At 51.7% G+C, this 20,323-nt stretch carries 17 protein-coding genes; 11 read left to right on the forward strand and 6 right to left on the reverse strand.

The window, feature by feature from the left end:
* Nucleotides 1–92 precede the first annotated feature (92 nt).
* Nucleotides 93–2,105: a transketolase gene (tkt, locus tag AT746_RS15755; protein ID WP_062482154.1), complete on the reverse strand. Its 2,013-nt coding sequence runs from the start codon at nucleotides 2,103–2,105 to the stop codon at nucleotides 93–95.
* Nucleotides 2,106–2,573: 468 nt separating this feature from the next.
* On the opposite strand from tkt, the gene metK reads away from it, so the two are divergent.
* Together metK and AT746_RS15765 are read left to right on the forward strand one after the other, a co-directional pair.
* Complete coding sequence (gene metK / locus AT746_RS15760; RefSeq protein WP_062482157.1) at nucleotides 2,574–3,725, forward strand: methionine adenosyltransferase; 1,152 nt, start codon at nucleotides 2,574–2,576, stop codon at nucleotides 3,723–3,725.
* Nucleotides 3,726–4,069: 344 nt separating this feature from the next.
* Nucleotides 4,070–4,867, forward strand: coding sequence for a M48 family metallopeptidase (locus AT746_RS15765; protein ID WP_062482160.1), 798 nt, complete (start codon nucleotides 4,070–4,072; stop codon nucleotides 4,865–4,867).
* Nucleotides 4,868–4,932: 65 nt separating this feature from the next.
* On the opposite strand, the gene AT746_RS15770 is transcribed toward AT746_RS15765, so the two are convergent.
* Nucleotides 4,933–5,778 (reverse strand): mechanosensitive ion channel family protein, encoded by an 846-nt coding sequence (locus AT746_RS15770; RefSeq protein ID WP_062482163.1) that lies wholly within the window; start codon nucleotides 5,776–5,778, stop codon nucleotides 4,933–4,935.
* A 264-nt stretch (nucleotides 5,779–6,042) separates the two neighbouring features.
* Between AT746_RS15770 and AT746_RS15775 the strand changes: the two genes are divergently transcribed.
* The 3 genes from AT746_RS15775 to AT746_RS15785 are packed head-to-tail and all read left to right on the forward strand — an operon-like array spanning nucleotide 6,043 to nucleotide 12,282.
* Nucleotides 6,043–7,746, forward strand: a complete 1,704-nt coding sequence (locus AT746_RS15775; RefSeq protein WP_197414276.1) for an autotransporter assembly complex protein TamA — start codon at nucleotides 6,043–6,045, stop codon at nucleotides 7,744–7,746.
* Nucleotides 7,746–11,549 carry a translocation/assembly module TamB domain-containing protein gene (locus AT746_RS15780; RefSeq protein ID WP_062482169.1) on the forward strand — a complete coding sequence of 1,268 codons (3,804 nt, stop codon included), beginning with the start codon at nucleotides 7,746–7,748 and terminating at the stop codon, nucleotides 11,547–11,549. Before AT746_RS15775 ends, AT746_RS15780 begins: the two co-directional genes overlap by 1 nt.
* A 4-nt stretch (nucleotides 11,550–11,553) precedes the next feature.
* The gene (locus AT746_RS15785; protein ID WP_062482171.1) at nucleotides 11,554–12,282 is read left to right on the forward strand and encodes a 16S rRNA (uracil(1498)-N(3))-methyltransferase; all 729 of its coding nucleotides are present in this window, start codon (nucleotides 11,554–11,556) and stop codon (nucleotides 12,280–12,282) included.
* Between the two features lie 7 nt (nucleotides 12,283–12,289).
* Here AT746_RS15785 and AT746_RS15790 read toward each other — a convergent pair whose 3' ends face one another.
* Complete coding sequence (locus AT746_RS15790; RefSeq protein WP_062482174.1) at nucleotides 12,290–12,757, reverse strand: hypothetical protein; 468 nt, start codon at nucleotides 12,755–12,757, stop codon at nucleotides 12,290–12,292.
* A 44-nt stretch (nucleotides 12,758–12,801) separates the two neighbouring features.
* The gene (locus AT746_RS15795; protein ID WP_062482176.1) at nucleotides 12,802–13,569 is read right to left on the reverse strand and encodes an SDR family oxidoreductase; all 768 of its coding nucleotides are present in this window, start codon (nucleotides 13,567–13,569) and stop codon (nucleotides 12,802–12,804) included.
* A gap of 118 nt (nucleotides 13,570–13,687) precedes the next feature.
* On the opposite strand from AT746_RS15795, the gene AT746_RS15800 reads away from it, so the two are divergent.
* Nucleotides 13,688–14,581, forward strand: a complete 894-nt coding sequence (locus AT746_RS15800; protein WP_062482178.1) for a LysR family transcriptional regulator — start codon at nucleotides 13,688–13,690, stop codon at nucleotides 14,579–14,581.
* Here the strand turns inward: AT746_RS15800 and AT746_RS15805 are convergent.
* Nucleotides 14,578–15,225: a response regulator gene (locus AT746_RS15805; protein ID WP_062482180.1), complete on the reverse strand. Its 648-nt coding sequence runs from the start codon at nucleotides 15,223–15,225 to the stop codon at nucleotides 14,578–14,580. The two genes, AT746_RS15800 and AT746_RS15805, sit on opposite strands and share 4 nt — an antisense overlap.
* Nucleotides 15,222–16,346, reverse strand: coding sequence for a sensor histidine kinase (locus tag AT746_RS15810; RefSeq protein ID WP_062482181.1), 1,125 nt, complete (start codon nucleotides 16,344–16,346; stop codon nucleotides 15,222–15,224). The genes AT746_RS15805 and AT746_RS15810 overlap by 4 nt, the downstream gene beginning before the upstream one ends.
* Nucleotides 16,347–16,477: 131 nt before the next feature.
* Here AT746_RS15810 and AT746_RS15815 point away from each other — a divergent pair, with 131 nt between their 5' ends.
* From AT746_RS15815 to ruvX, 5 genes are all read left to right on the forward strand, one after another.
* Nucleotides 16,478–17,218 (forward strand): hypothetical protein, encoded by a 741-nt coding sequence (locus AT746_RS15815; RefSeq protein ID WP_062482184.1) that lies wholly within the window; start codon nucleotides 16,478–16,480, stop codon nucleotides 17,216–17,218.
* Nucleotides 17,215–18,177 (forward strand): tetratricopeptide repeat protein, encoded by a 963-nt coding sequence (locus tag AT746_RS15820; RefSeq protein WP_062482190.1) that lies wholly within the window; start codon nucleotides 17,215–17,217, stop codon nucleotides 18,175–18,177. The genes AT746_RS15815 and AT746_RS15820 overlap by 4 nt, the downstream gene beginning before the upstream one ends.
* A gap of 55 nt (nucleotides 18,178–18,232) precedes the next feature.
* Complete coding sequence (gene gshB, locus AT746_RS15825; RefSeq protein WP_062482193.1) at nucleotides 18,233–19,177, forward strand: glutathione synthase; 945 nt, start codon at nucleotides 18,233–18,235, stop codon at nucleotides 19,175–19,177.
* Between the two features lie 41 nt (nucleotides 19,178–19,218).
* Nucleotides 19,219–19,776 (forward strand): YqgE/AlgH family protein, encoded by a 558-nt coding sequence (locus tag AT746_RS15830; RefSeq protein ID WP_062482196.1) that lies wholly within the window; start codon nucleotides 19,219–19,221, stop codon nucleotides 19,774–19,776.
* A 103-nt stretch (nucleotides 19,777–19,879) separates the two neighbouring features.
* Nucleotides 19,880–20,299 carry a Holliday junction resolvase RuvX gene (gene ruvX / locus AT746_RS15835; protein WP_062482198.1) on the forward strand — a complete coding sequence of 140 codons (420 nt, stop codon included), beginning with the start codon at nucleotides 19,880–19,882 and terminating at the stop codon, nucleotides 20,297–20,299.
* Nucleotides 20,300–20,323 lie beyond the last annotated feature (24 nt).

Genomic DNA, 20,323 nt, shown 5'->3' on the forward strand with positions numbered 1-20,323 from the left:
CATGTAGTTTAGAAACAACGCCAGCAAGCGTCCAAACAAAGCTGCCGGCACAAGCCGGCAGTTCAACTAAGCGGATTGTATCCAGCGGGCTATCAGTTGAGCAAGTTCAGCGCAGCCTGTGCCACCTTGTCAGCTGTAAAGCCAAAGTGCTCCATCAACGCACCACCCGGCGCTGATTCACCAAAGGTTGTCATGCCCACCACTGCGCCGTTAAAACCGGTATATTTGTGCCAGAAATCCACATGAGCGGCTTCCACAGCCACACGGCGGGTTATGTTTGAAGGCAATACCGACTCTTTATATTCATCATCCTGCTGATCGAACACGCTGGTGCTGGGCATGGAAACGACCCGCACTTTTTTACCCTGCTCGCGCAATTGTGCTGCGGCCTGCACCGTAATCGCCACCTCAGAGCCAGTGGCAATCAGGATTACATCTGCGCTGCCGTCACAATCCACAAGCACATAGCCACCACGGGCAATATCAGCAAGCTGCTGTGCATTACGGGCCTGGGCTTTAAGGCCCTGACGGCTGAATACCAGCGCACTGGGGCCGTCGGTGCGCTCCAGCGCCGCTTTCCAGGCCGTGGCAGTTTCTGCGCCATCACAGGGGCGCCAGGTGTGCATATTGGGGGTCAGACGCAGATTCGCCAGTTGCTCAATCGGCTGATGGGTCGGGCCATCTTCCCCCTGACCGATAGAATCATGGGTATAAACAAAAATATTCGGGATCCCCATCAGTGCCGACATGCGCACGGCATTGCGGGCATATTCCATAAACATCAGAAAGGTAGCGCCGTAAGCACGGAAACCACCATGCAGGCCAATACCGTTCATAATCGCGCTCATGCCGAATTCGCGCACACCGTAGTAAATATAATTACCGCTGGCATCTTCGGCGCTGAGGCCTTTGGCACCGGACCACAAGGTCAGGTTAGAGCCGGCCAGATCCGCCGAGCCACCAATAACCTCCGGCAAAATAGAGGCAAAGGCTTCGATGCTGTTTTGTGAAGCCTTGCGGCTGGCAATATCTTCGCTCTTGTCCTGGCAGGCCTGAATAAAGGCTTCTGCTTTTTGTGCAAAATCAGCTGGCAGTTCACCTTTGAGGCGTCTTTGGAGTTCTGCCGCCAGTTCAGGATAAGCGCTGACATAGGCGGCCAGTTGTTCGTTCCAGTTCTGCTCGCGCTCAGCGCCCGCTGCTTTGGCATCCCAGCCGGAATAAATTTCTGCTGGTACCTCGAAAGGTGCATAGGGCCAGTTCAGGTATTCACGGGCGGCGGCAATTTCATCATCACCCAGGGGTGCACCATGGCAATCATGGCTGCCGGATTTATTCGGTGAGCCAAAACCGATAATGGTCTTGGTACAGATCAGCGTGGGCTTGCTGGTTTGTGCCCTTGCTTCCTCGATAGCGGCCTTGATCTGCTCAGAATCATGGCCGTCCACAGCCTCAATCACCTGCCAGCCATAAGCACGGAAGCGTGCAGGTGTATCATCGGTAAACCAGCCTTCTACTTCACCGTCGATAGAAATGCCGTTGTCATCCCAAAAGGCAATCAGTTTGCCCAGCCCCAGCGTGCCTGCAAGAGAACAACTTTCGTGAGACACCCCTTCCATCAGACAGCCGTCTCCCAGGAAGCAATAGGTATAGTGGTCAATAATCTCATGGTCCTGACGATTAAACTGCGCAGCCAGCGTCTTTTCCGCAATCGCCATACCCACTGCATTGCTGATCCCCTGACCCAGTGGTCCGGTGGTGGTTTCCACACCGGGCGCATAGCCATATTCCGGGTGACCAGGTGTTCTGGAATGCAGTTGACGGAAGTTTTTGATCTCTTCCATGGGCAGGTCGTAACCACTTAGGTGCAACAGCGAATAAACCAGCATCGAACCATGACCATTGGACAGCACAAAACGATCCCTGTTAGCCCAGTCCGGATTGGCAGGATTGTGATTGAGAAAATCACACCACAATACCTGGGCAATATCCGCCATCCCCATGGGCGCACCGGGGTGACCGGATTTGGCTTTCTGGACTGCATCCATAGAGAGGGCACGGATGGCATTGGCTAACTGTCGACGACTGACTTCAGTGCTCTGGGACATATATAACTCCTGCTGGCTGTTTAGGGCTTAGGGTATGGCGACCCTGAAAAGGGCATCTATTCTCGCCCAGCGCCTTAGTAACTGCAACGCCGTTGCGCATTTTGGTAATGATAAAAACAGAATAACTTATCCACTCCACCACTACATCAACTGACCCGGATATGACAAACTGGCAAGCAAAGTTAACAAACAGACATTTAGACGTCTAGATGTAAAGGCTGGTATTTTTGATTTACGTGGGTAGAATAATCTCCAGTATCCTGGATTCAGTAGTTGCGCGCGAGACGAGAGTGCATCTATCTGATTTGGATGGCGTAATAAAAAAATCCGTGGTCACCTTATTGGTGATGAGGCATTTTTTCATATAGCCAGACGAATCAAGGAGATGTGCTATCGTCCGTGTGTCAACTGCCGAATTTAGGATTATGGTCGATAACGATCTGACATACCGAATTACGAGGACAATTTATGGCAAAACATCTGTTTACCTCCGAGTCTGTATCCGAGGGGCACCCCGATAAGGTGGCAGACCAGATCTCCGATGCCGTACTGGACGCCATTTTAAAGCAGGATCCTAAAGCCAGAGTCGCCTGTGAGACTTTTGTTAAAACCGGCATGGTGCTGGTAGGCGGCGAGATTAATACCACCGCCTGGGTGGATATTGAGCAACTGGTACGGGATACCGTGCGTGATATTGGCTACACCCACTCGGATATGGGTTTCGATGCCGACTCCTGCGCCGTGCTTAATGCCATCGGCAAACAGAGCCCGGATATCAACCAGGGAGTAGACAGAACCCGCCCGGAAGATCAGGGCGCAGGTGATCAGGGCCTGATGTTTGGTTACGCTACCAATGAAACCGATGTGCTGATGCCCGCGCCTATTACCTATGCTCACCGGCTGGTAAAACGCCAGGCCGAAGTGCGTAAAAACGGCACACTCAACTGGCTGCGTCCCGATGCCAAGAGTCAGGTGACCTTTGCCTATGAAAATGGTCAGCCGGTCAGTATTGATGCAGTGGTGCTCTCTACCCAGCACAGTGAAAGCATCAGCACAGCCGATCTGACCGAGGCGGTGATGGAAGAAATCATCAAACCGGTATTACCCTCGCAGTGGCTGAATGCCAACACCAAATATTTTATTAACCCCACTGGCCGCTTTGTGATTGGCGGCCCAATGGGGGATTGCGGTCTCACCGGACGTAAGATCATCGTCGATACCTATGGCGGCATGGCCCGCCATGGTGGCGGAGCCTTTTCCGGTAAAGATCCTTCAAAGGTTGATCGCTCAGCCACCTATGCCGGGCGTTATGTGGCCAAGAATATCGTTGCGGCGGGTCTGGCGGATAAATGCGAGATACAGGTGTCCTACGCCATTGGTGTGGCCGAACCTACCTCAATTAATGTGGATACCTTCGGCACCGGCAAGGTGGATGAGGCCCGTCTGATTGAGCTAATCAGAGAGTTTTTCGACCTGCGCCCCTATGGCCTGCTGAAAATGCTCGATCTGGAGCGCCCCATCTATCAGGCCACCGCCGCATATGGTCACTTTGGCCGCGATGCTTTCCCCTGGGAAGCGACCGACAAAGCCGACGCCCTGCGCAGTGCTGCTGGTATTTAAAAGCATTCACCACAGAGGCACAGAGAACACAGAGGAGTAAACGTGGTTTAATCCCCGTTACCTGTCTGTGCCTTTTGTGTTTGCGGTAAATTTACCATCATCAAAGGCACTGGATTCCCGCCTTCGCGGGAATGACCTACTATCAGCTCTCGCTCTTCTCTGCGCCTCTGCGAGATAAAATTTATTCGACAAATATCCTGAGGCAGTCCAATGAATTGGACCCCACATGGCATTTATCTTCTCTGTGCCCTCTGCGTCTTTGCGGTAAATATTCCCCTAAGCAGCTTGGCAAACCAGCCTGTGGCGCGCAGAATAGCCTTATTGTTTCTAAGCAAGGATTTGCCATGTGGTTCCGTATAATCAGCATTTTACTTCTGTGTACAGTATTTTTAAGTGCCTGTACCACCTCTCCTACCGGCCGCAAAACCATTAAGCTCTATTCTTCGGCGCAACTGGCGGATATGGGCACCCAGGCCTTTGACAGCATGAAAAGCGAACAGAAAGTTTCTTCCAAAGCGGTAGAAAACAAGTATGTGCGCTGTGTTGCCGAGCATATTGCCCGTCAGGTACCACAGAGCGTGTTTTCAGGCGACTGGGAAGTGGTGGTCTTCGATGAAGATCAAATCAATGCGTTCGCGCTGCCGGGCGGTAAAATTGGTGTGTATACAGGGCTGTTGAAGGTGGCCGAGAATCAACATCAGTTAGCCGCGGTCGTTGGCCATGAAGTGGCTCACGTGATTGCCGAGCATGGCAACGAGCGGATGTCGAGCGGCACGCTGATTAACCTGGGAATGGAAGCCACCAATCAAATCCTACAAAATCAGCAGGTGGCACAGACTCCGATGATTATGGGTGCCATTGGCCTGGGTGTTCAGGTGGGCGTGCAGTTGCCCTTTAGCCGCACCCATGAGTCTGAAGCCGACATTATCGGCCTGGATCTGATGGCAAAAGCCGGTTTTGATCCACAGCAATCCGTTAACCTGTGGCAAAATATGGCTAAAGCCAGCGGCGGCCAGCGCCAGCCGGAATTTCTCTCTACTCACCCGGCCCCGGACAGCCGTATAAAACTGCTACAACAAAATATGGCCAGCGCCAACAACGCCTATCAGCGCAGCACCAGTAAGCCGGATTGCCGCCCCTAGAGCGCCATATAATTTCAAAAAACAAAAAAGGGCACTATTGCGCCCTTCTTCAGTACTCATTGAGGTTATTCTGACGCTTTTTCTTCCACTTCCTGCTCATTTTTATGCACATGCACATCCATTTGCGGGAACGGAATGCCAATGCCTTCTTCGTCAAAGCGCAGTTTTACTGCCTCAGTAAAATCAAATTTAAGTCCCCAGTAATCTGAGGTTTTTGCCCAGGGTCGCACAACAAAATTAACGCTGCTGTCTGCCAACTCAGAAACTGCCACCTGAGGCGTAGGATCTTTGAGCACCCGTTCATCGGCCTCAAGCATCTCCAGCAAAATCTGTTTGGCTTTGCGTAAGTCGCTGTCATAGCTGATACCCACCACCATATCGACCCGCCGGGTATCCATGGCCGAGTAGTTAACAATATTGTCGCCATAAATGGCGCCGTTAGGCACGATTACCATTTTATTGTCCGGAGTGTTAAAAATAGTGGTAAAAATACCGATATGCTTGACTGAGCCGGCAGTTCCGGCCGCTTCCACATAATCCCCGGCCTTAAAGGGGCGAAACACCAGTAACAAGACCCCGGCTGCGAAGTTCTGCAGCGAATCCTTCATCGACAAACCAATCGCCAGGCCGGCAGCACCAAATATAGCCACCAGAGATGTGGTATCCACACCCAACTGATCTAAAGACGCAATGATCACAAACAACATCAACAACGCGTTGATGATGGACTTAATAAAACTCACCAACATGTCGTCGTACTTGGAGCGGGCCATGACTTTGCCAAACAGACCAACAACAATTCCCACCACAATACGACCAATCACAAAAATAAGCAGGGCCAGTGCAATATTGATTCCCCATGGAATCAGATAGGTATCTACCATCTCGGCCATTCTTTCTGTTTCAAACATGTCTTCACTCCCTCTAAAAATACAGTCATTGATAAACTGCTTACAGCATAATAGAAGCTCCGGCAAAGGGGCCAGTATTTTCTTAACTGATGCCGGATTCCTTGTTAGTATTTACTTCTATGTCAACTGGATTACCTTGTTCAATCCGTTTGACGGACTGGCGCATTAGAAACGGACGAAACCACTGCCTTGATCACTTTTTCTCCTCTGATATTAACCCGTCCCGGCAAACAACCATGGTGGCCGAAGCTCATGCTGTTGTGCGTGCTGATATCGACAACCGCGATCGGCGAAGAAATCATGACCCTCAAGATTGAGGGCGTGACCGATGCCCAAAGGGAAAATATCCGCGCTCACCTGGGGGCATTTCCTGAACAACAAAGCCAGCTCAACAGATTTCTGGCCAAAATGCCACATCGCAGTGAGCAGGCTCTTATCGCTCTTGGCTACAATAATGCCGGGATTGATCTGCAGATAGAACGTGAGGTAAAGCCCGTTCAGGTAACGCTGATGGTCACTCCCGGCGATCCGACCCTGATCACCGAACTGGATCTGAAAGTAAACATTGATAACGATAAGGATGAGGGTTTCGGGGACATCTTGCAGCGTATCCGCAATCATAAGGGTAAAGTGCTGAACCATGGCCGCTATGAAAGCTGGAAAAGTGAAATCCATAATTATGCCCGCAATCATGGCTACCTGAGTGGCAAATGGAAGGAAACACAATTACTTATAGATAAAGGTCAGCAAAAGGCCAGAATAGTGCTGCATTATGATGCCGGGGCCAGATTCCGGCTGGGTGAGATTGAGTTTAGCGGTTCATCACTGTCACCGGAATTATTAGCGCGGTTATCACCTCTGCAGGAAGATGAATATTATCAGATATCACAACTGAGCAAGCTGGAGTCAGCTTTGCGCAAATCCGGCTATTTCGGTGAAGTTCAGGTTGTCCCTAAAATCAATCAGTCAGAGGATCACCGGGTACCGATTCAGGTCAACCTCAGTGATGCCAGTCGCCACAGCTTTCAGGTCGGTCTTGGCTATGTCACCGATACCGGACCCCGGGCACAATTCAACTGGCAAACTCCGCGGGTAAACCGTCATGGGCACAGCCAGCAAACTATGCTGCGCTATTCCACCGTCAACCCTTATCTCAACTTTTTGTATCAGATACCGGGTGAGGATCCTAATAACCAGCACTATCAATTACGCCTGGGTTTTGAAAAAAACGACTTCGGTGATCTGACCAGCACACAACAACACGCCGCTGTGGTCAGACAAGACATCAAAGGGCGATGGATATTCAGCTCCCAGGTACGCTGGCTGTCGGAGCAGTGGTCACTGGATGGCAGCGATTTTGATGGAAATTATCTGTTGCCGGGTATCAGTTTATCGCGAACCCGCCGACAAGGGCCGGTGCGGGATCCTTCATCAGGTTTTTTGCAAAGCTACCAACTCGAAGCCACAGATGATGCGCTCGGTTCCAGCGGGCGACTGCTCAGGGCCACCGCATTCTGGAAATGGCTGGACAGTTGGGGCAACCACAGACTGGTGATACGCGGGCAAGCCGGAGCCAACATAACAGGGATTGATAGTAGTGAAGATTTAGCGCCCTCGTTGCGCTTCTTTGCCGGCGGTGATCAGAGCATCAGAGGCTTCGCCTATAACAGCCTGGGCCCGACTATTACCGTTGATACGGATGACGACACTGATGATCAAAAAGTGGTGGGCGGAAAAATGCTGGCTGTCGCCTCTGTAGAGTATCAGTATTACCTCAATGACAACTGGCGCATAGCCCTGTTTACCGATGCCGGTAATGCCTTTAACCGCGGCGATTTTGAGCTTAAACAATCGGTGGGAACCGGGCTGCACTGGCTTTCTCCTGTTGGCGCCATTCGTCTGGAAGTGGCATATGGCATCGACGAAGATAATCCGCGATTTCATATCAGTATGGGGGCGGAACTCTGATGGCGGTAAATTTCAGCACCAAACGTTTGTTACGCTGGATATTACTGATACTGGCCGGGTTATTGCTGATTGTACTTATAGCAACAGCCTGGCTTGGCGCGACACAAAACGGTAGTCAGTGGTTACTTCTCCAGGCAACACAGCAACAGCCAGCACTGAGCTATCAGAGTGTGTCCGGCAGCCTGCTCAGGGGGCTATCCCTGAGCGGAGTCAGATATCAGGATGACAGCCTTGAACTTTCTGCTGCCGAGCTAAGGTTAGATATCTCGGCGCGCGCGCTGTTTCTGCCCAGACTGCATATTCAGGACTTAAGCGCCAGGCAAGTCAGTATCACGCTGGCTGAGCCAAAGCCAGCAGATAACAGTGGGACAGCGGTGCCCTTTACCGGCACTGAAAAAATCACACTGCCTGACTGGCTGCCTTCGGTCAGGCTTGCAAGGCTACAGCTTGATGATATCAGTCTGCAAAGCGCTGATGTGAAGCTAACATGGCAAAGGCTGAAAGCCTCAGCCCGACTTGAGAATGAGGTTTTCAACCTGTCAGAGCTGCGTCTGTCACAGCTTCACCTGATACTGCCTGTCGGCACAGAACAGCCAGCTACTGATGACTGGCCTCTGGCATCGCTGCCCCATTTGATTGCACCGCTGAATATGCGGATTGAGAATTTACAGCTTACCAACACCCGCATAGAACAAGGTGAGAACAGCACGGATATTGACGAATTCCGGCTCAGCCTTAGCTGGATTGATGACAAACTTAGGATTAAAGATCTGTTTGCTGAGGTGCCTGAACTGGCTTCAATAGCGCTGCAGGCAAAAGCAACCCTCAGACACCCCTACCCACTGAACCTAAGTGCCAAGCTGACGCCGGCCACAGCATTACTGCCTGAAAACATCGGCCAGGGCAGCTGGCAACTCAGTGCAAAAGGTGATTTAAGCCGTCTGGAATCCTCACTGGGGCAGGATAAATTATTGTCTTTAACAGCAACGGCCAATCTGACCGACCAGCAACTGCCCTTTAGTGCTAACTGGACATTGCAAAGTCATCAACTGCAGCACCTTATTCCGATGCCTGAACGGGCACAACTGCAACTGGCACAAGCTCATGGCCGGATTGAAGGCGATCAACGGCAACAGAATCTGTCCGCAAGCCTTGGCTTCGCAGGTCTGGGATTTGGCGAGGCCGGTAATGCCAGACTGAGGCTGAACGCGGAGCATACGCAAGGTCAGATCCGGCAATTGCAGATTGATTTTACCGATAACAGCAGTGGATCCGCTTTTACCCTGCACGGCAATCTGAGCTACGGCGAGAAACTGGCCGCTCAGCTAACAGGCGACATCAGCCATCTCGCCCTGAATACTCCCCTGCTGCCTTACACAGGCGGGGTTAAAGGGCAATTTGATCTCAGCGCTACTTTGCAGGAACAGCACTGGCAAGGTGAAATGCAGAAACTGGAGCTTTCGGGCACACTGGAAGACACGCCCTTGTCCATCTCTGCACAGGGCCTGTTCGAAAAGGCGTCAGATATCATCGCTATTGCAAACCTGCAGTTGCAGGCCCAGGCACTGGGTGCAGCGCTAACCGTCACCGGGCAAGTGGATAAGCAATGGGCGCTGCAGGGCAAACTACTCAGTAATGATCTTAGCCTTCTCAGCGAACAGTTGCAGGGCCAGGCAGACTCAACCTTCGCTGTGACAGGTAATCTTAACACTCCCCGGTTGGAGATAAGCGGAGGCCTTAAGCGCCTGCAATATCAACAGTATCAGGCAACTGATCTCAGCTTCAACGGCGATTATCAGCACGGCGACAATGGGCAGATCAATGCTCAGGTGCTGGCACCGGCGATCAACATAGATTCAGAGCAACTGATGCAGGCCAGTCTGTCATTATCGGGCACAGAAGCCGAACACAGACTGGAGGTCGCGATTGATGGTGATATTCAGGCAAATGCCACGCTCACCGGTCAGGCAGACCTGCAACAACAGCAATGGCAGGGAAAACTGAGTGAATTTGGTCTTAAAGCGCTGGAAGAGCACTGGCAACTGGAGCAGGAGACAGCGATGAGCTTCCGACAAAATGCCCTCAGTGTCGACGCCCATTGCTACCTGGGTAAGTTCAGTCAATTGTGCCTGAAGCAAGGGTTAACGCTGCCGGGTACCGATGAAATCAGCATCAGTGCAGAAGTTGACTATGGCCAGTGGGCAAACCAGACACCCGGCAACCAGCGCCTGGCTGGCAAGGCCAGTCTGGCTGGCACTGTCAGCTTGCCAGAACAGGGGCTGCCACTGCTGGATATTACACTAAAGAGCACTGCTGGCAGCCTGCAATACCTGACAGAACAAGAGCAAGAATCAGAGCAAGAGCCTGAGCAGATAACCCTGCTGGACTGGCAGCAGGGAAGCTTTGCTTTGCAATCGGAGCAACAGCAGGTAACCCTTAAGGGTGCTCTGCTCAAGGCAGGCAGCCAGCCGTTGCTGGATCTCAACCTGCGGGTCAGTGATACCAGGCAAAGAGCACTGTCGGGAAACCTAAAAGTCGCTCCGCTGCCACTGCAAAGCTTTATCAGCCTGGTGCCAGAGCTAAGTGAACTGACAGGAACACTGGCCGCCGATATCAGCCTCAGCGGTACGCTGCAACAGCCCAAACTGGATGGCCGTCTGAATATCGACAGTGCAAACCTGCGGCTTAGTGCCAGTCAGACAGAGGTTCGCGCCCTCAACATGCAAACCCGTTTTAATGGCAGCGCTGTGGATTTTGAAGGTGATTTTGCCATGGGTGATGGCAGCGCCAGTTTCAGCGGTAACAGCAACTGGGACAGTGCGAAATCTGACTGGCGAGAGGCCCTGAGCTTCGAAGCCAGTATAAAAGGTGACAAACTACAGGTGCTGGCGATGCCGGAGCTGCGGGCGAATATCAGTCCGGCTCTGCAGATCAACTTTGATAACATCCTGACCCTTTCAGGCCGGGTAGCCATCGACAGTGGTTCATTGACCCTGACCACCCTGCCAGCCTCAGCAACAGACGTGTCGGAAGATATGCAACTGACCGGCGATCAGGCCAGAGCGGAGCAGGCAGCACTTTGCTGCAACATGGATGTGGAGGTGGAAATGATCGATCCCTTTGTGGTCAGCGGCTTTGGCTTTGCGGGTAAGATTGATGGCGCACTGCAGGCTCGCCAGACTGTTTCAGAAGAGATTCAGTTGTACGGCAACCTCAACGTTACCCAGGGTACCTATAAAGCCTATGGGCAGAATCTGGAAGTTAAAAGTGGCCGGCTGCAGTTTGTGGGTCCGGTAGACAACCCGGTGGTGCAACTGCGCGCTATTCGCCCCTTGCGCGGTACCAATGTTGAAGCGGGGATTCAGGCCACAGGCCCTGCCAACAACATTGTGATAGAGCTGTTCTCTAACCCTGCGATGGAACAAAGCGCCATTCTTTCTTATCTTCTGCGGGGGCGCCCCCCAGGTGCTGATAGTGGCGACAGTCGCTCTATGGCCCTGGTCATGGCGGCCAACCAGGGCATTGATTTAACCGGCTCCAGTGGCCTGACCGAAGCATTGAATGAAATTCCGCTGTTCAGTGATATTACTCTGGATACAGAAACCGATGCGGTAAGCGGTGACAGCCTGGCCACGGTCAGCGGCTATATCGGCGAACGAATCTATCTGAAATACGGTGTTGGTATTATTGAGCCGGTCAGTCAGGTTACCGTACGCTTTTATCTTATGAATCAGCTCTGGCTGGAGGCCGTCAACAGCCTTGAGCGCTCAATGGATCTGTATTACAGCTTTGAGGTGGAATAACGCCATGCGTATACCCAGAATTTATTACCCCGAATTACTTGCTGTCGATACCCAGGTGGAACTGACCGCCGATGCCGTAAACCATATTGCCAATGTGCTGCGCCTTAAAGCCGATCATCCGGTGGTGTTATTTAATGGTGATGGCAATGAATATCCGGCGACGCTGCAACAGGTTGAACGGCGCAAAGTAACCGCCAGTATCGATGCCAAGCTGGGTATCAGTTGTGAATCGCCGCTTCCCATTCACCTTGGCCAGGGCATTTCCAAAGGGGATCGTATGGATCTGGTGCTGCAAAAATCCGTGGAACTGGGCGTCACAGAGATCACACCGCTGATAACCGAGCGCTGCGTAGTAAAAATAGATCCCCAGCGCTGGCAGAAAAAATATCAGCAATGGCAGAAAATTATTATCAGCGCCTGTGAACAGTGTGGCCGCAATACCCTGCCAACACTACATCCGGTCACCCCTTTCGCCGATTGGGTCAGACAATCCACCAACGCCCTGCGCCTGACACTGGACCCCACTGCAGACAAACTTTTCAGGGATCTTAGCCCGAACCACCACGGCTTTCGCTTACTGATTGGTCCCGAGGGAGGCCTTAGCAAACAGGAAGTATATCAAACCGAAGAGCAGGGCTTTACGCCCGCTATGCTTGGGCCCAGAGTGCTGCGTACCGAAACCGCCGCCCTTGCGGCTATTTCCAGCCTGCAAAGCCGCTTTGGTGACTTATAGGATCACCTCAGAGGATGACGGGAGCATCAGGCATGGAACTTATCGGCATAGAAGCCAGCATAACCGATGCCTGCTGCAAGTTTACCGCTCTTAGCGCCCAGCGAATACCCCGAGAAACACTATCCACCAGTACAGGAGGATTGGACATATGGTACTTCTTCATCAATAACTGCCTTTGGGTGGCGCTGACATGACAGAAACTGCGACCGGCACAGCCATGCCGATCTTCCCAGTCGGCAAACCGGCTGATGTGATCGGTAGCATCCGGGCAGCTTAGTTCCCAGGCCGACATATCCATAATCCTGACCCAGGGCCGGCCATTACTCATTTTGCCAATATGGTTGCGGATACAATCAGTAAACAACTGCGCACATTGCAGGTTCCAGGCACCACTAATCCGAAAAAGCAGAATATTATGCTGCCTGACAACCTTAAACTCCCCATGAGGTACAAATAAAGCGAATTGTGAGGACATGGTCAGAATCTCCGGTACAGGGCGGCAGAAGCCGCCCGGATAAATTATCGGGTGACAAAACCGCCATTAATGAACAAGGTCTGACCGGTTATCCACCGGGCCTCTTGTGAGGCAATAAAACTGATCAGCGGTACAATGTCCTCTATCTTGCCCAGTCGCCCCATAGGACTGGCGGCACTGAGATAGGCGGTAGTTGCCTCATCTTCCTGACCGTGGAAAAACGCTGTGTCGACAGGACCCGGTGCTACTGTATTGACCGTAATCCCCCGACTACCTATTTCCTTAGCCAGTGCTCGGGTAAAGTCCTCCAACGGCGCCTTGGAGCCCGCATACAAACCATAATATCCGGTAAAAGCAGCCAGTAGAGAAGTCCCCATGTTGATGATGCGACCATTATCCTCAATGTGTCTTGCGGCCTGCTGCATCATCAGAAACACAGACTTGGTATTGATATTAAAGGACAGCTCAAAGTCTTCTTCCGTATAATCCACGAAGGGCTTCTTAATCACCCTGCCGGCATTGTTGATCACGATATCTACCCGGCCAAAGGCTTGCAATGTCTGCTCGAACAGCTTATTGACTTCGTCGGCCCTGGACAGATCCCCTTTTATCAACAGGGCTCGGCCACCTGATTCCTTCACCAGCCTGGCGGTTTGCTCTGCGTCAACCGCCGAACTGTCACTATGATAATGAATCACCAGGTCTGCACCTTGCTGTGCCAAAGCCTGAGCGAAAGCCCGACCCATGTTTCTTGCCGCCCCTGTGACAATGGCGACCTTACCTTGTTGATTGTTTGCTTGAACCAGTTGCATCTTCATCTCTCCTGTCAGTTGCTGTCTGTTATTCAGACAAGGAGAAGATTAGGCACTTGCTAAATATTCAGGTAGATATAAAAATAACAACAAATACATGTAAAAATCGCAATAAGATATGGATACGAATGAAGCCCTGTTTATCCGGATAGTGGAAGCAGGCAGCCTGAAAGCCGCCGCCGAACAATTGGGCACCGATCCCTCCAATGTAAGTCGCCGTATCGCAGCTTTGGAACATCGGCTGCAAGTGAGACTGCTGCAACGTTCCACCCGCCGTTCGAGTCCCACCGAAGCCGGCAGCATATACTACGAGGGACTGCGGCGACTGCTGGATGAACAGCAGGCACTGGAAAGCAAGCTGCGCGGTGCCCGGGATACCCCTTCCGGTCTCCTGAAAGTGGCAGCACCCCATGATTTTGGTAGTCATTTTATCGCCCCGGTACTACAGGAGATGGTTAGGACAGCTCCGGATCTGCAGGTTGAACTTATATTGGGTAGCCAATTCGAAGATTTGCGCGCCCAGGGCATAGATGTGGCCGTGCGCATCGGTCAGTTACCCGACTCCAGTCTGATTTGCCGAAGACTGGGTAACGTGCCCAGGGTAATCGTGGCATCCCCTGACTACCTGGCCCGCAAAGGCGTACCTTCAAAACCGGCTGATCTACGCCAACATGATTTTATTTTCTACACCAGAATGCAACAACAACGGCAGCTGCGATTCGGCACCGGCAAACAGGCGCAACAACTCAATGTCAGGGGTAAACTGATCATCAATAGCGTGTCTGCAATCCGCAAACTGGTGGAAGCTGGTGAAGGCATGCATCTCGGACCGGTCTGGGCATTCAGGGAAGGGCTGGAATCCGGACAACTGGTAAGCGTACTGCCCGATTATCCACAACAGAGTTTTCCGCTGCATGCACTGTATCTGTCTACCGCCTATGTACCAGCCAAAATCCGCCAATTTATCGATCGCCTGGCAAAACGTTGTCAGGACAATGATTTTCTCGCCTAAATAAGCCCCTGTTCAATGGCCCTGAGTACCGCCCGGGTGCGGTCACGTACACCCAGTTTTGACAGCAGGTTTGAAACCTGATTTTTAACCGTGCCTTCAGATTTAAACAATGACTGTGCGATTTCCTTATTACTGCACCCGGCGGCCATCAGGCGCAGAATTTCCATCTCCTTGTCAGAAAGCGCCTCTGGTTGCTGATAGTGTTCGAAATCTGATTTAAGTCCTTTAAGGGAATCTATCAGAGTAGAGGTAATCGCAGGCTGAATAAGTGTTCCCCCCCGGTGAACAGCCTGAATACCGGCCACCAGAACTTCTAATGATACATCTTTAAGCAAATAACCTTTAGCGCCGGCCTTAAGGGCCTGTATCAATAGCTCGTGATCGTCAAAGGTGGTCAGAATAATCGCCGGTATGTTGATCCCCTGCTCTGCCATGGCTGTCAGAGTCTGAATACCATCCATCCTTGGCATACGGATATCCATCAGCACAACATCCACAGTGTCAGGATGGGTCTGCAGCCAGTTCAGGGCCTGCTCGCCATCATTTGCCTGTGCCATCAGTTGCACCTTATCAGACAACCCCAGCAAACTGGCGATGCCCTGGCGTAACAGTTGCTGATCGTCCACCAGCAACAGTTTAATCATGGTGTTTCCTCCGGCCAGCTAATCCGGGTTAAGAAACCGGATGCAACAACATCAAAACCGGCTTTTCCTCCCAGCGCTTCGGCTCTCTCACGCACGCCCTTGAGGCCGTTGCCCGGGCTGTATTCTGCCGCGCCGCCGTTATCTTTTATACTCAGATGTAACCACCCGCTGCGTTTATCAAGTTCAATCCACATTTTATCCGCACTGCCGTGTTTTAAGCTATTAGTCAGGCTCTCCCGCACACACATTAAAATCATATTTGCCTGGCTGATATCGCTTACCTGTGCATTCAGTTTCAGTGCAACCTGCAGCCGGGGCACATTTTCAGTTAACAGTTTAAGTGCCTGCTCAAGGTTGATGGATTCACCTTCACGCATATCTGATACCGCCTCACGTACATCGCTGAGCAGCAATGAGGCGATACTGTGGCACTGCTCCATTAGCAGGCGCACATCCCCTTCGGTTTTACGCTGCGCCACCTGTAGATTAATGGACAAGGCTGTCAGATGATGGCCGAGCAGATCATGAATATTTCTGGCAATGCGTGTTCTCTCCGCCTGCTTACTGGCCTGGCTCAACAGCGCCTGTGTTGCCATCAGTTCACGATTCACCTCTTCAGCTCTGGCTCTGGCGCGCTGCTCCCTGAGGGCAGTATTCATCATAATCAGCGCAAATAAGTTAAAACTCCAGAAAAGCAGAGAAGTGATGCCTGCATACTCTTCCTGCCAGTAAAAGCGCAGCACCAGGTATAAGGGCAGAGACCACAGCGGGGAAAGCCACACTGCCAGCTTAAAGGATAATAAATGGGGCACCATGGCTGAGGCCAGCACCATCAGAATCGCCCCATAACTGTACGGCACCAACAGATACAACCCCACCACCAGCACCATCAGGGTGAACAGCAATGTCCAGCGCACGGCTTTATCATGGCGATAGGCTTTATCTCTGATCATCGCCAGAAACAAGCCGATAAACAGCAGGTATCCCGCGATTGCGCTGAGCAGACGCCAGTGGTCCCAGCTCAGTTGTCGTTGCAGAAAGTAGACCGAAGAGCCTGCCACCAACGCCCAGGTAAGCAGCGCACTTAAGCTTTCAACATCGAATCTTTTTAAAGTTTTCATTGCCCCAGCTTAAGGGACTTTTCAGATTCCGCCAATAGGCCACAAGTCACAGTATAAATAGTGACTTTCGGCACTGTGTTGATATTCCCCTGCATCCTAAACTCGGACGACCTGACTAAAGGAGAGTTCTGATGTTAATGCTACATAACATACTACTGATGTTTCATATCGCTATCGGCACTGCCGCACTGCTGCTTTTCTGGGCACCGGCTCTGATGAAAAAAGGCAGTCTGGATCACGTTAAATTTGGTCGTTACTACGCCAATGTAATGTATCTGGTGGCCGGCAGCGGGCTGATTATGTCCACTCTGGTGCTGATCAACCCGATGGCAATACATGGAGAGGGGGTTCCCCCTGACAGCGCTGCACAAGTCAGCAATCAGATCCGTATTTTTTCAGCCTTTCTGCTTTACTTAAGCTGGCTGGTACTGACTTCAGTACGTCACGGTATTCTGGTGCTGCGCTGCAAACAGGATCGCTCGCCACTGCGTAGCGTCTCTCATCTGGGTCTGCTGGTAATGCTCTTTGTTGGCGCCATCTTGCTGACGCTGCTGGGCATTAGTTCAGGAAAAACGCTGTTTCTGGTATTTGGCCCTCTGGGGCTGTTTATCTCAGCGGGCATGCTGCACTACGTATTGCGCCCCTCCATTAAACCCATGCAATGGTGGATTGAACACCTCGGCGCCATGATCGGCTCAGGTATCGGTGCTTACACGGCCTTTCTGGCCTTCGGTGCAAGGGTCATACTTGCCGACAGCGGCTACTTTCAGCTTCTGGCCTGGGTGGCACCGGGTGTCATAGGTGCCGTTATCATCTCCCTGCAGTCCCGTAAATACAGCAAAAGATTTGCCCAGATAAAGGAATCAAAATGAAAACCTTACTGCTTTTACTTGCTCTGTTAAGCCCCTGTGTGTGGGCCGATCTGCAAACCGCTATCGATGCCTATCAACAGGGTAACGACGAACAGGCCAAAAGGCTGTTCAGTGCGTCAGAGCAGCAACCACAAGCAAAAATCTACCTGGCCAGAATCTGGCAGAATCAGGATCTGGATATAGCCGAGAGCTGGATTAATAAGGGCCTGAAACAGGATCCGGACAATCCACTGGCACATTTTGTAAAAGGTTCGGTGATGGCCAATCAGGCTTCCAACAGCAGTATTTTCTCTGCCTATGGCTATGCTAAAGATTCCCTTAAAGCGTTTGAAAAAGCCGTGGAACTGGCGCCGGATAATGTGCAGTTTCGCCAGGGCCTGATGCAGTTCTATCTCCAGGCTCCGGGTATTGCCGGCGGTGACGATAAAAAGGCGCTGCAACAGGTTGAGGCGATTGAGAAACTTAAGCCCCTTGCCGGGATAAAGGCCAGACTGAGGTATCTGAAGGAAACAGAAGATGAAACGGGCTATCAGAAACTGCTTGAGCAGGCAAAACAGCAATATCATAACAACGCCGATTTTTATTTTCTGGCAGCCATGAACCTGCAGCAGGAGAAGCAGTATCAGCAAGCCCTGAGATTATTTGAAAAAGCCTCGGCATTAGCCAGTGCGGAACAGGATAAGGGCTTTGACAACTTTAATGCACTGTATCAGATGGGTCGCACTGCGGTGCTGGCAGAAGATTTTCTAGAACAAGGTATTGGAGCTCTTCAACGCTATCTGCAAGATGCCCCCGACAACAGGCAATTGCCCGAGAAATACTGGGCCAGATTCAGGCTGGCCAATCTGCTTGAACTTAGCGGAGAGTCCGGCCAGGCAACGGAGATTTACCAGAGCCTGCTGGCAATAGGGGATAAAAGGCTCAGCGAACAGGTTAAAAAACAGCTTAATCAGAGTTGAAAAGCCGTCCATAAATGACTATTAAGGGGGCTTAACCCCTTAATCAGGATAGTCTGTGAGCCTTAAACTCGGCATAGTGATGGATCCCATCACCCATATTAATATCAAAAAAGACACCAGTTTTGCCATGTTGCTCGAAGCACAACAACGTGGCTATGAGATTCAGTATATGGAAATGTCTGATCTGTACCTGAATAATGGTAAAGCCATGGCCAGAATGAGGCCACTCAGTGTCAAAGAGGACCCGCAAAACTGGTTTGAGCTGGGTGAAGAGCGTTTTACGCCATTGGGCGAGCTGGACGCCATCCTGATGCGCAAAGATCCGCCTTTTGACAGCGAATACCTTTACGCTACACAGCTGTTTGAGCTGGCCGAGCAACAAGGGGCGATGGTGGTTAACCGGCCACAGAGCCTGCGCGACTGTAACGAAAAATTGTTTGCCGCCTGGTTCCCGCAATTTTGCCCGGCAACGCTGGTAACCCGCCAGCAAAGACTGATTCGGGCCTTTCATAAACAGCATCAGGATATTATCTGTAAACCGCTGGACGGTATGGGTGGCGCGTCCATTTTCCGGATTAAGGAGGATGGCAATAACCTCGGTGTGGTAATTGAAACCCTGACTGATCACGGCCAGCAGCTGGCGATGATTCAGGAATACCTGCCCGCCATCAGTGAAGGCGACAAGCGAGTATTAGTGGTCGATGGCGAAGTAGTGCCCTATACCCTGGCCCGCCTGCCCAGTCAGGGCGAGACCCGTGGCAATCTGGCTGCCGGAGGCACTGGCAGGCCGCAGCCGCTGTCTGACTCAGACCGCATTATTGCCGAGGCTATTGCGCCTACGTTGGCAGAAAAAGGTCTGTTATTTGTTGGGTTGGATATTATTGGCGACAAGCTCACAGAAATTAATGTTACCAGCCCTACCTGTGTGCGTGAAATAGAAGCTGAATTTGATATTAATATCTGCGCCATGCTGTTCGATGCCATTGAAAGACGTCTTTGAGACCATACATTAGAGGTATGTATGATTAACGAGTCAGTGCAATGAAAAGCTTTGAAAATCACTTCCTGATTGCCATGCCCAGCCTGGAGGATCCTTATTTCTCCCGTTCGCTGACCTATATTTGCGAACATAATGAACATGGCGCCATGGGCATTGTCACCAATCAACCCGCTGGGCTGAATTTAAAAGAGATGCTCAGACAGGTGGATAAAGACATCGAAGTTACCCATGACAAGGCCGAACAGATTGTGGTGGCCGGGGGGCCCGTCAGTCAGGACAGAGGCTTTATTCTGCACAGTACCCAGCCAGGCTGGAGTTCGAGCATGGCGCTGACTTCGGAGATCATGGTCACCACCTCCAGAGATATCCTCGGCTCGCTGGGAAACAGCAAAGGCCCGGAGAAATCTCTGGTGGCCTTGGGCTATGCCGGCTGGAGCGCAGGACAACTGGAGGAGGAAATTCAGGAAAACTCCTGGCTGCTGATTGAGGCCGATACCGAACTGTTATTTGATGTGCCGGTGCATAAAAAATGGGAAGCCGCAGTAAAAAAACTTGGCGTCGACATCTGGCAACTGGCTCCGGGTTCAGGGCATGCCTGACCTGAGTGAGGAGTGAGGAGTGAGGAGTGAGGAATAATAGCCTACAGATCCATCCGTGGTGTGGGTCGGAATCTATTCCGGCATTTTCAGTGCAATCCACCTTATGAGCAACCCCAATAATACTCTGCTGGGCTTTGATTTTGGTACCAAAAGCATAGGCGTGGCCGCCGGGCAACAGATTACCGGCACTGCCGCGCCGCTGCCGGCGTTAAAAGCCAGAGATGGCATCCCTGACTGGGATCAGCTCGAAGCCCTGTTTCAGGAGTGGCAACCTGCAGCCATGGTGGTGGGTTTACCTCTGAATATGGATGGAACAAAGCAACAGGTCACCTTTGCGGCACAAAAATTTGCCAACCGCCTGCACGCCAGATTTAAGGTTCCGGTGCATACCTGTGATGAACGTTTAACCAGTACCGACGCCAGAGCCCGGCTGTTTGAGCTTGGCGGTTATAAGAAGCTGGACAAGCAAAAAGTCGACAGTGTCGCTGCCTGCCTGATCCTCGAAAGCTGGATGAATGGCTAATTTCAACGAACTGAGTAATACTCA

Origin of the sequence: Lacimicrobium alkaliphilum, from assembly GCF_001466725.1 — a bacterium.
Lineage (GTDB): Bacteria > Pseudomonadota > Gammaproteobacteria > Enterobacterales > Alteromonadaceae > Lacimicrobium > Lacimicrobium alkaliphilum_B.

Bases quoted from the DNA above. Each gene is read 5' to 3' on its own strand.
- tkt (WP_062482154.1), bottom strand. From the start codon at position 2,105: ATGTCCCAGAGCACTGAAGTCAGTCGTCGACAGTTAGCCAATGCCATC.
- metK (WP_062482157.1), top strand. From the start codon at position 2,574: ATGGCAAAACATCTGTTTACCTCCGAGTCTGTATCCGAGGGGCACCCC.
- AT746_RS15765 (WP_062482160.1), top strand. From the start codon at position 4,070: ATGTGGTTCCGTATAATCAGCATTTTACTTCTGTGTACAGTATTTTTA.
- AT746_RS15770 (WP_062482163.1), bottom strand. From the start codon at position 5,778: ATGTTTGAAACAGAAAGAATGGCCGAGATGGTAGATACCTATCTGATT.
- AT746_RS15780 (WP_062482169.1), top strand. From the start codon at position 7,746: ATGGCGGTAAATTTCAGCACCAAACGTTTGTTACGCTGGATATTACTG.
- AT746_RS15785 (WP_062482171.1), top strand. From the start codon at position 11,554: ATGCGTATACCCAGAATTTATTACCCCGAATTACTTGCTGTCGATACC.
- AT746_RS15790 (WP_062482174.1), bottom strand. From the start codon at position 12,757: ATGTCCTCACAATTCGCTTTATTTGTACCTCATGGGGAGTTTAAGGTT.
- AT746_RS15795 (WP_062482176.1), bottom strand. From the start codon at position 13,569: ATGCAACTGGTTCAAGCAAACAATCAACAAGGTAAGGTCGCCATTGTC.
- AT746_RS15800 (WP_062482178.1), top strand. From the start codon at position 13,688: ATGGATACGAATGAAGCCCTGTTTATCCGGATAGTGGAAGCAGGCAGC.
- AT746_RS15805 (WP_062482180.1), bottom strand. From the start codon at position 15,225: ATGATTAAACTGTTGCTGGTGGACGATCAGCAACTGTTACGCCAGGGC.
- AT746_RS15810 (WP_062482181.1), bottom strand. From the start codon at position 16,346: ATGAAAACTTTAAAAAGATTCGATGTTGAAAGCTTAAGTGCGCTGCTT.
- AT746_RS15815 (WP_062482184.1), top strand. From the start codon at position 16,478: ATGTTAATGCTACATAACATACTACTGATGTTTCATATCGCTATCGGC.
- AT746_RS15820 (WP_062482190.1), top strand. From the start codon at position 17,215: ATGAAAACCTTACTGCTTTTACTTGCTCTGTTAAGCCCCTGTGTGTGG.
- AT746_RS15830 (WP_062482196.1), top strand. From the start codon at position 19,219: ATGAAAAGCTTTGAAAATCACTTCCTGATTGCCATGCCCAGCCTGGAG.
- ruvX (WP_062482198.1), top strand. From the start codon at position 19,880: ATGAGCAACCCCAATAATACTCTGCTGGGCTTTGATTTTGGTACCAAA.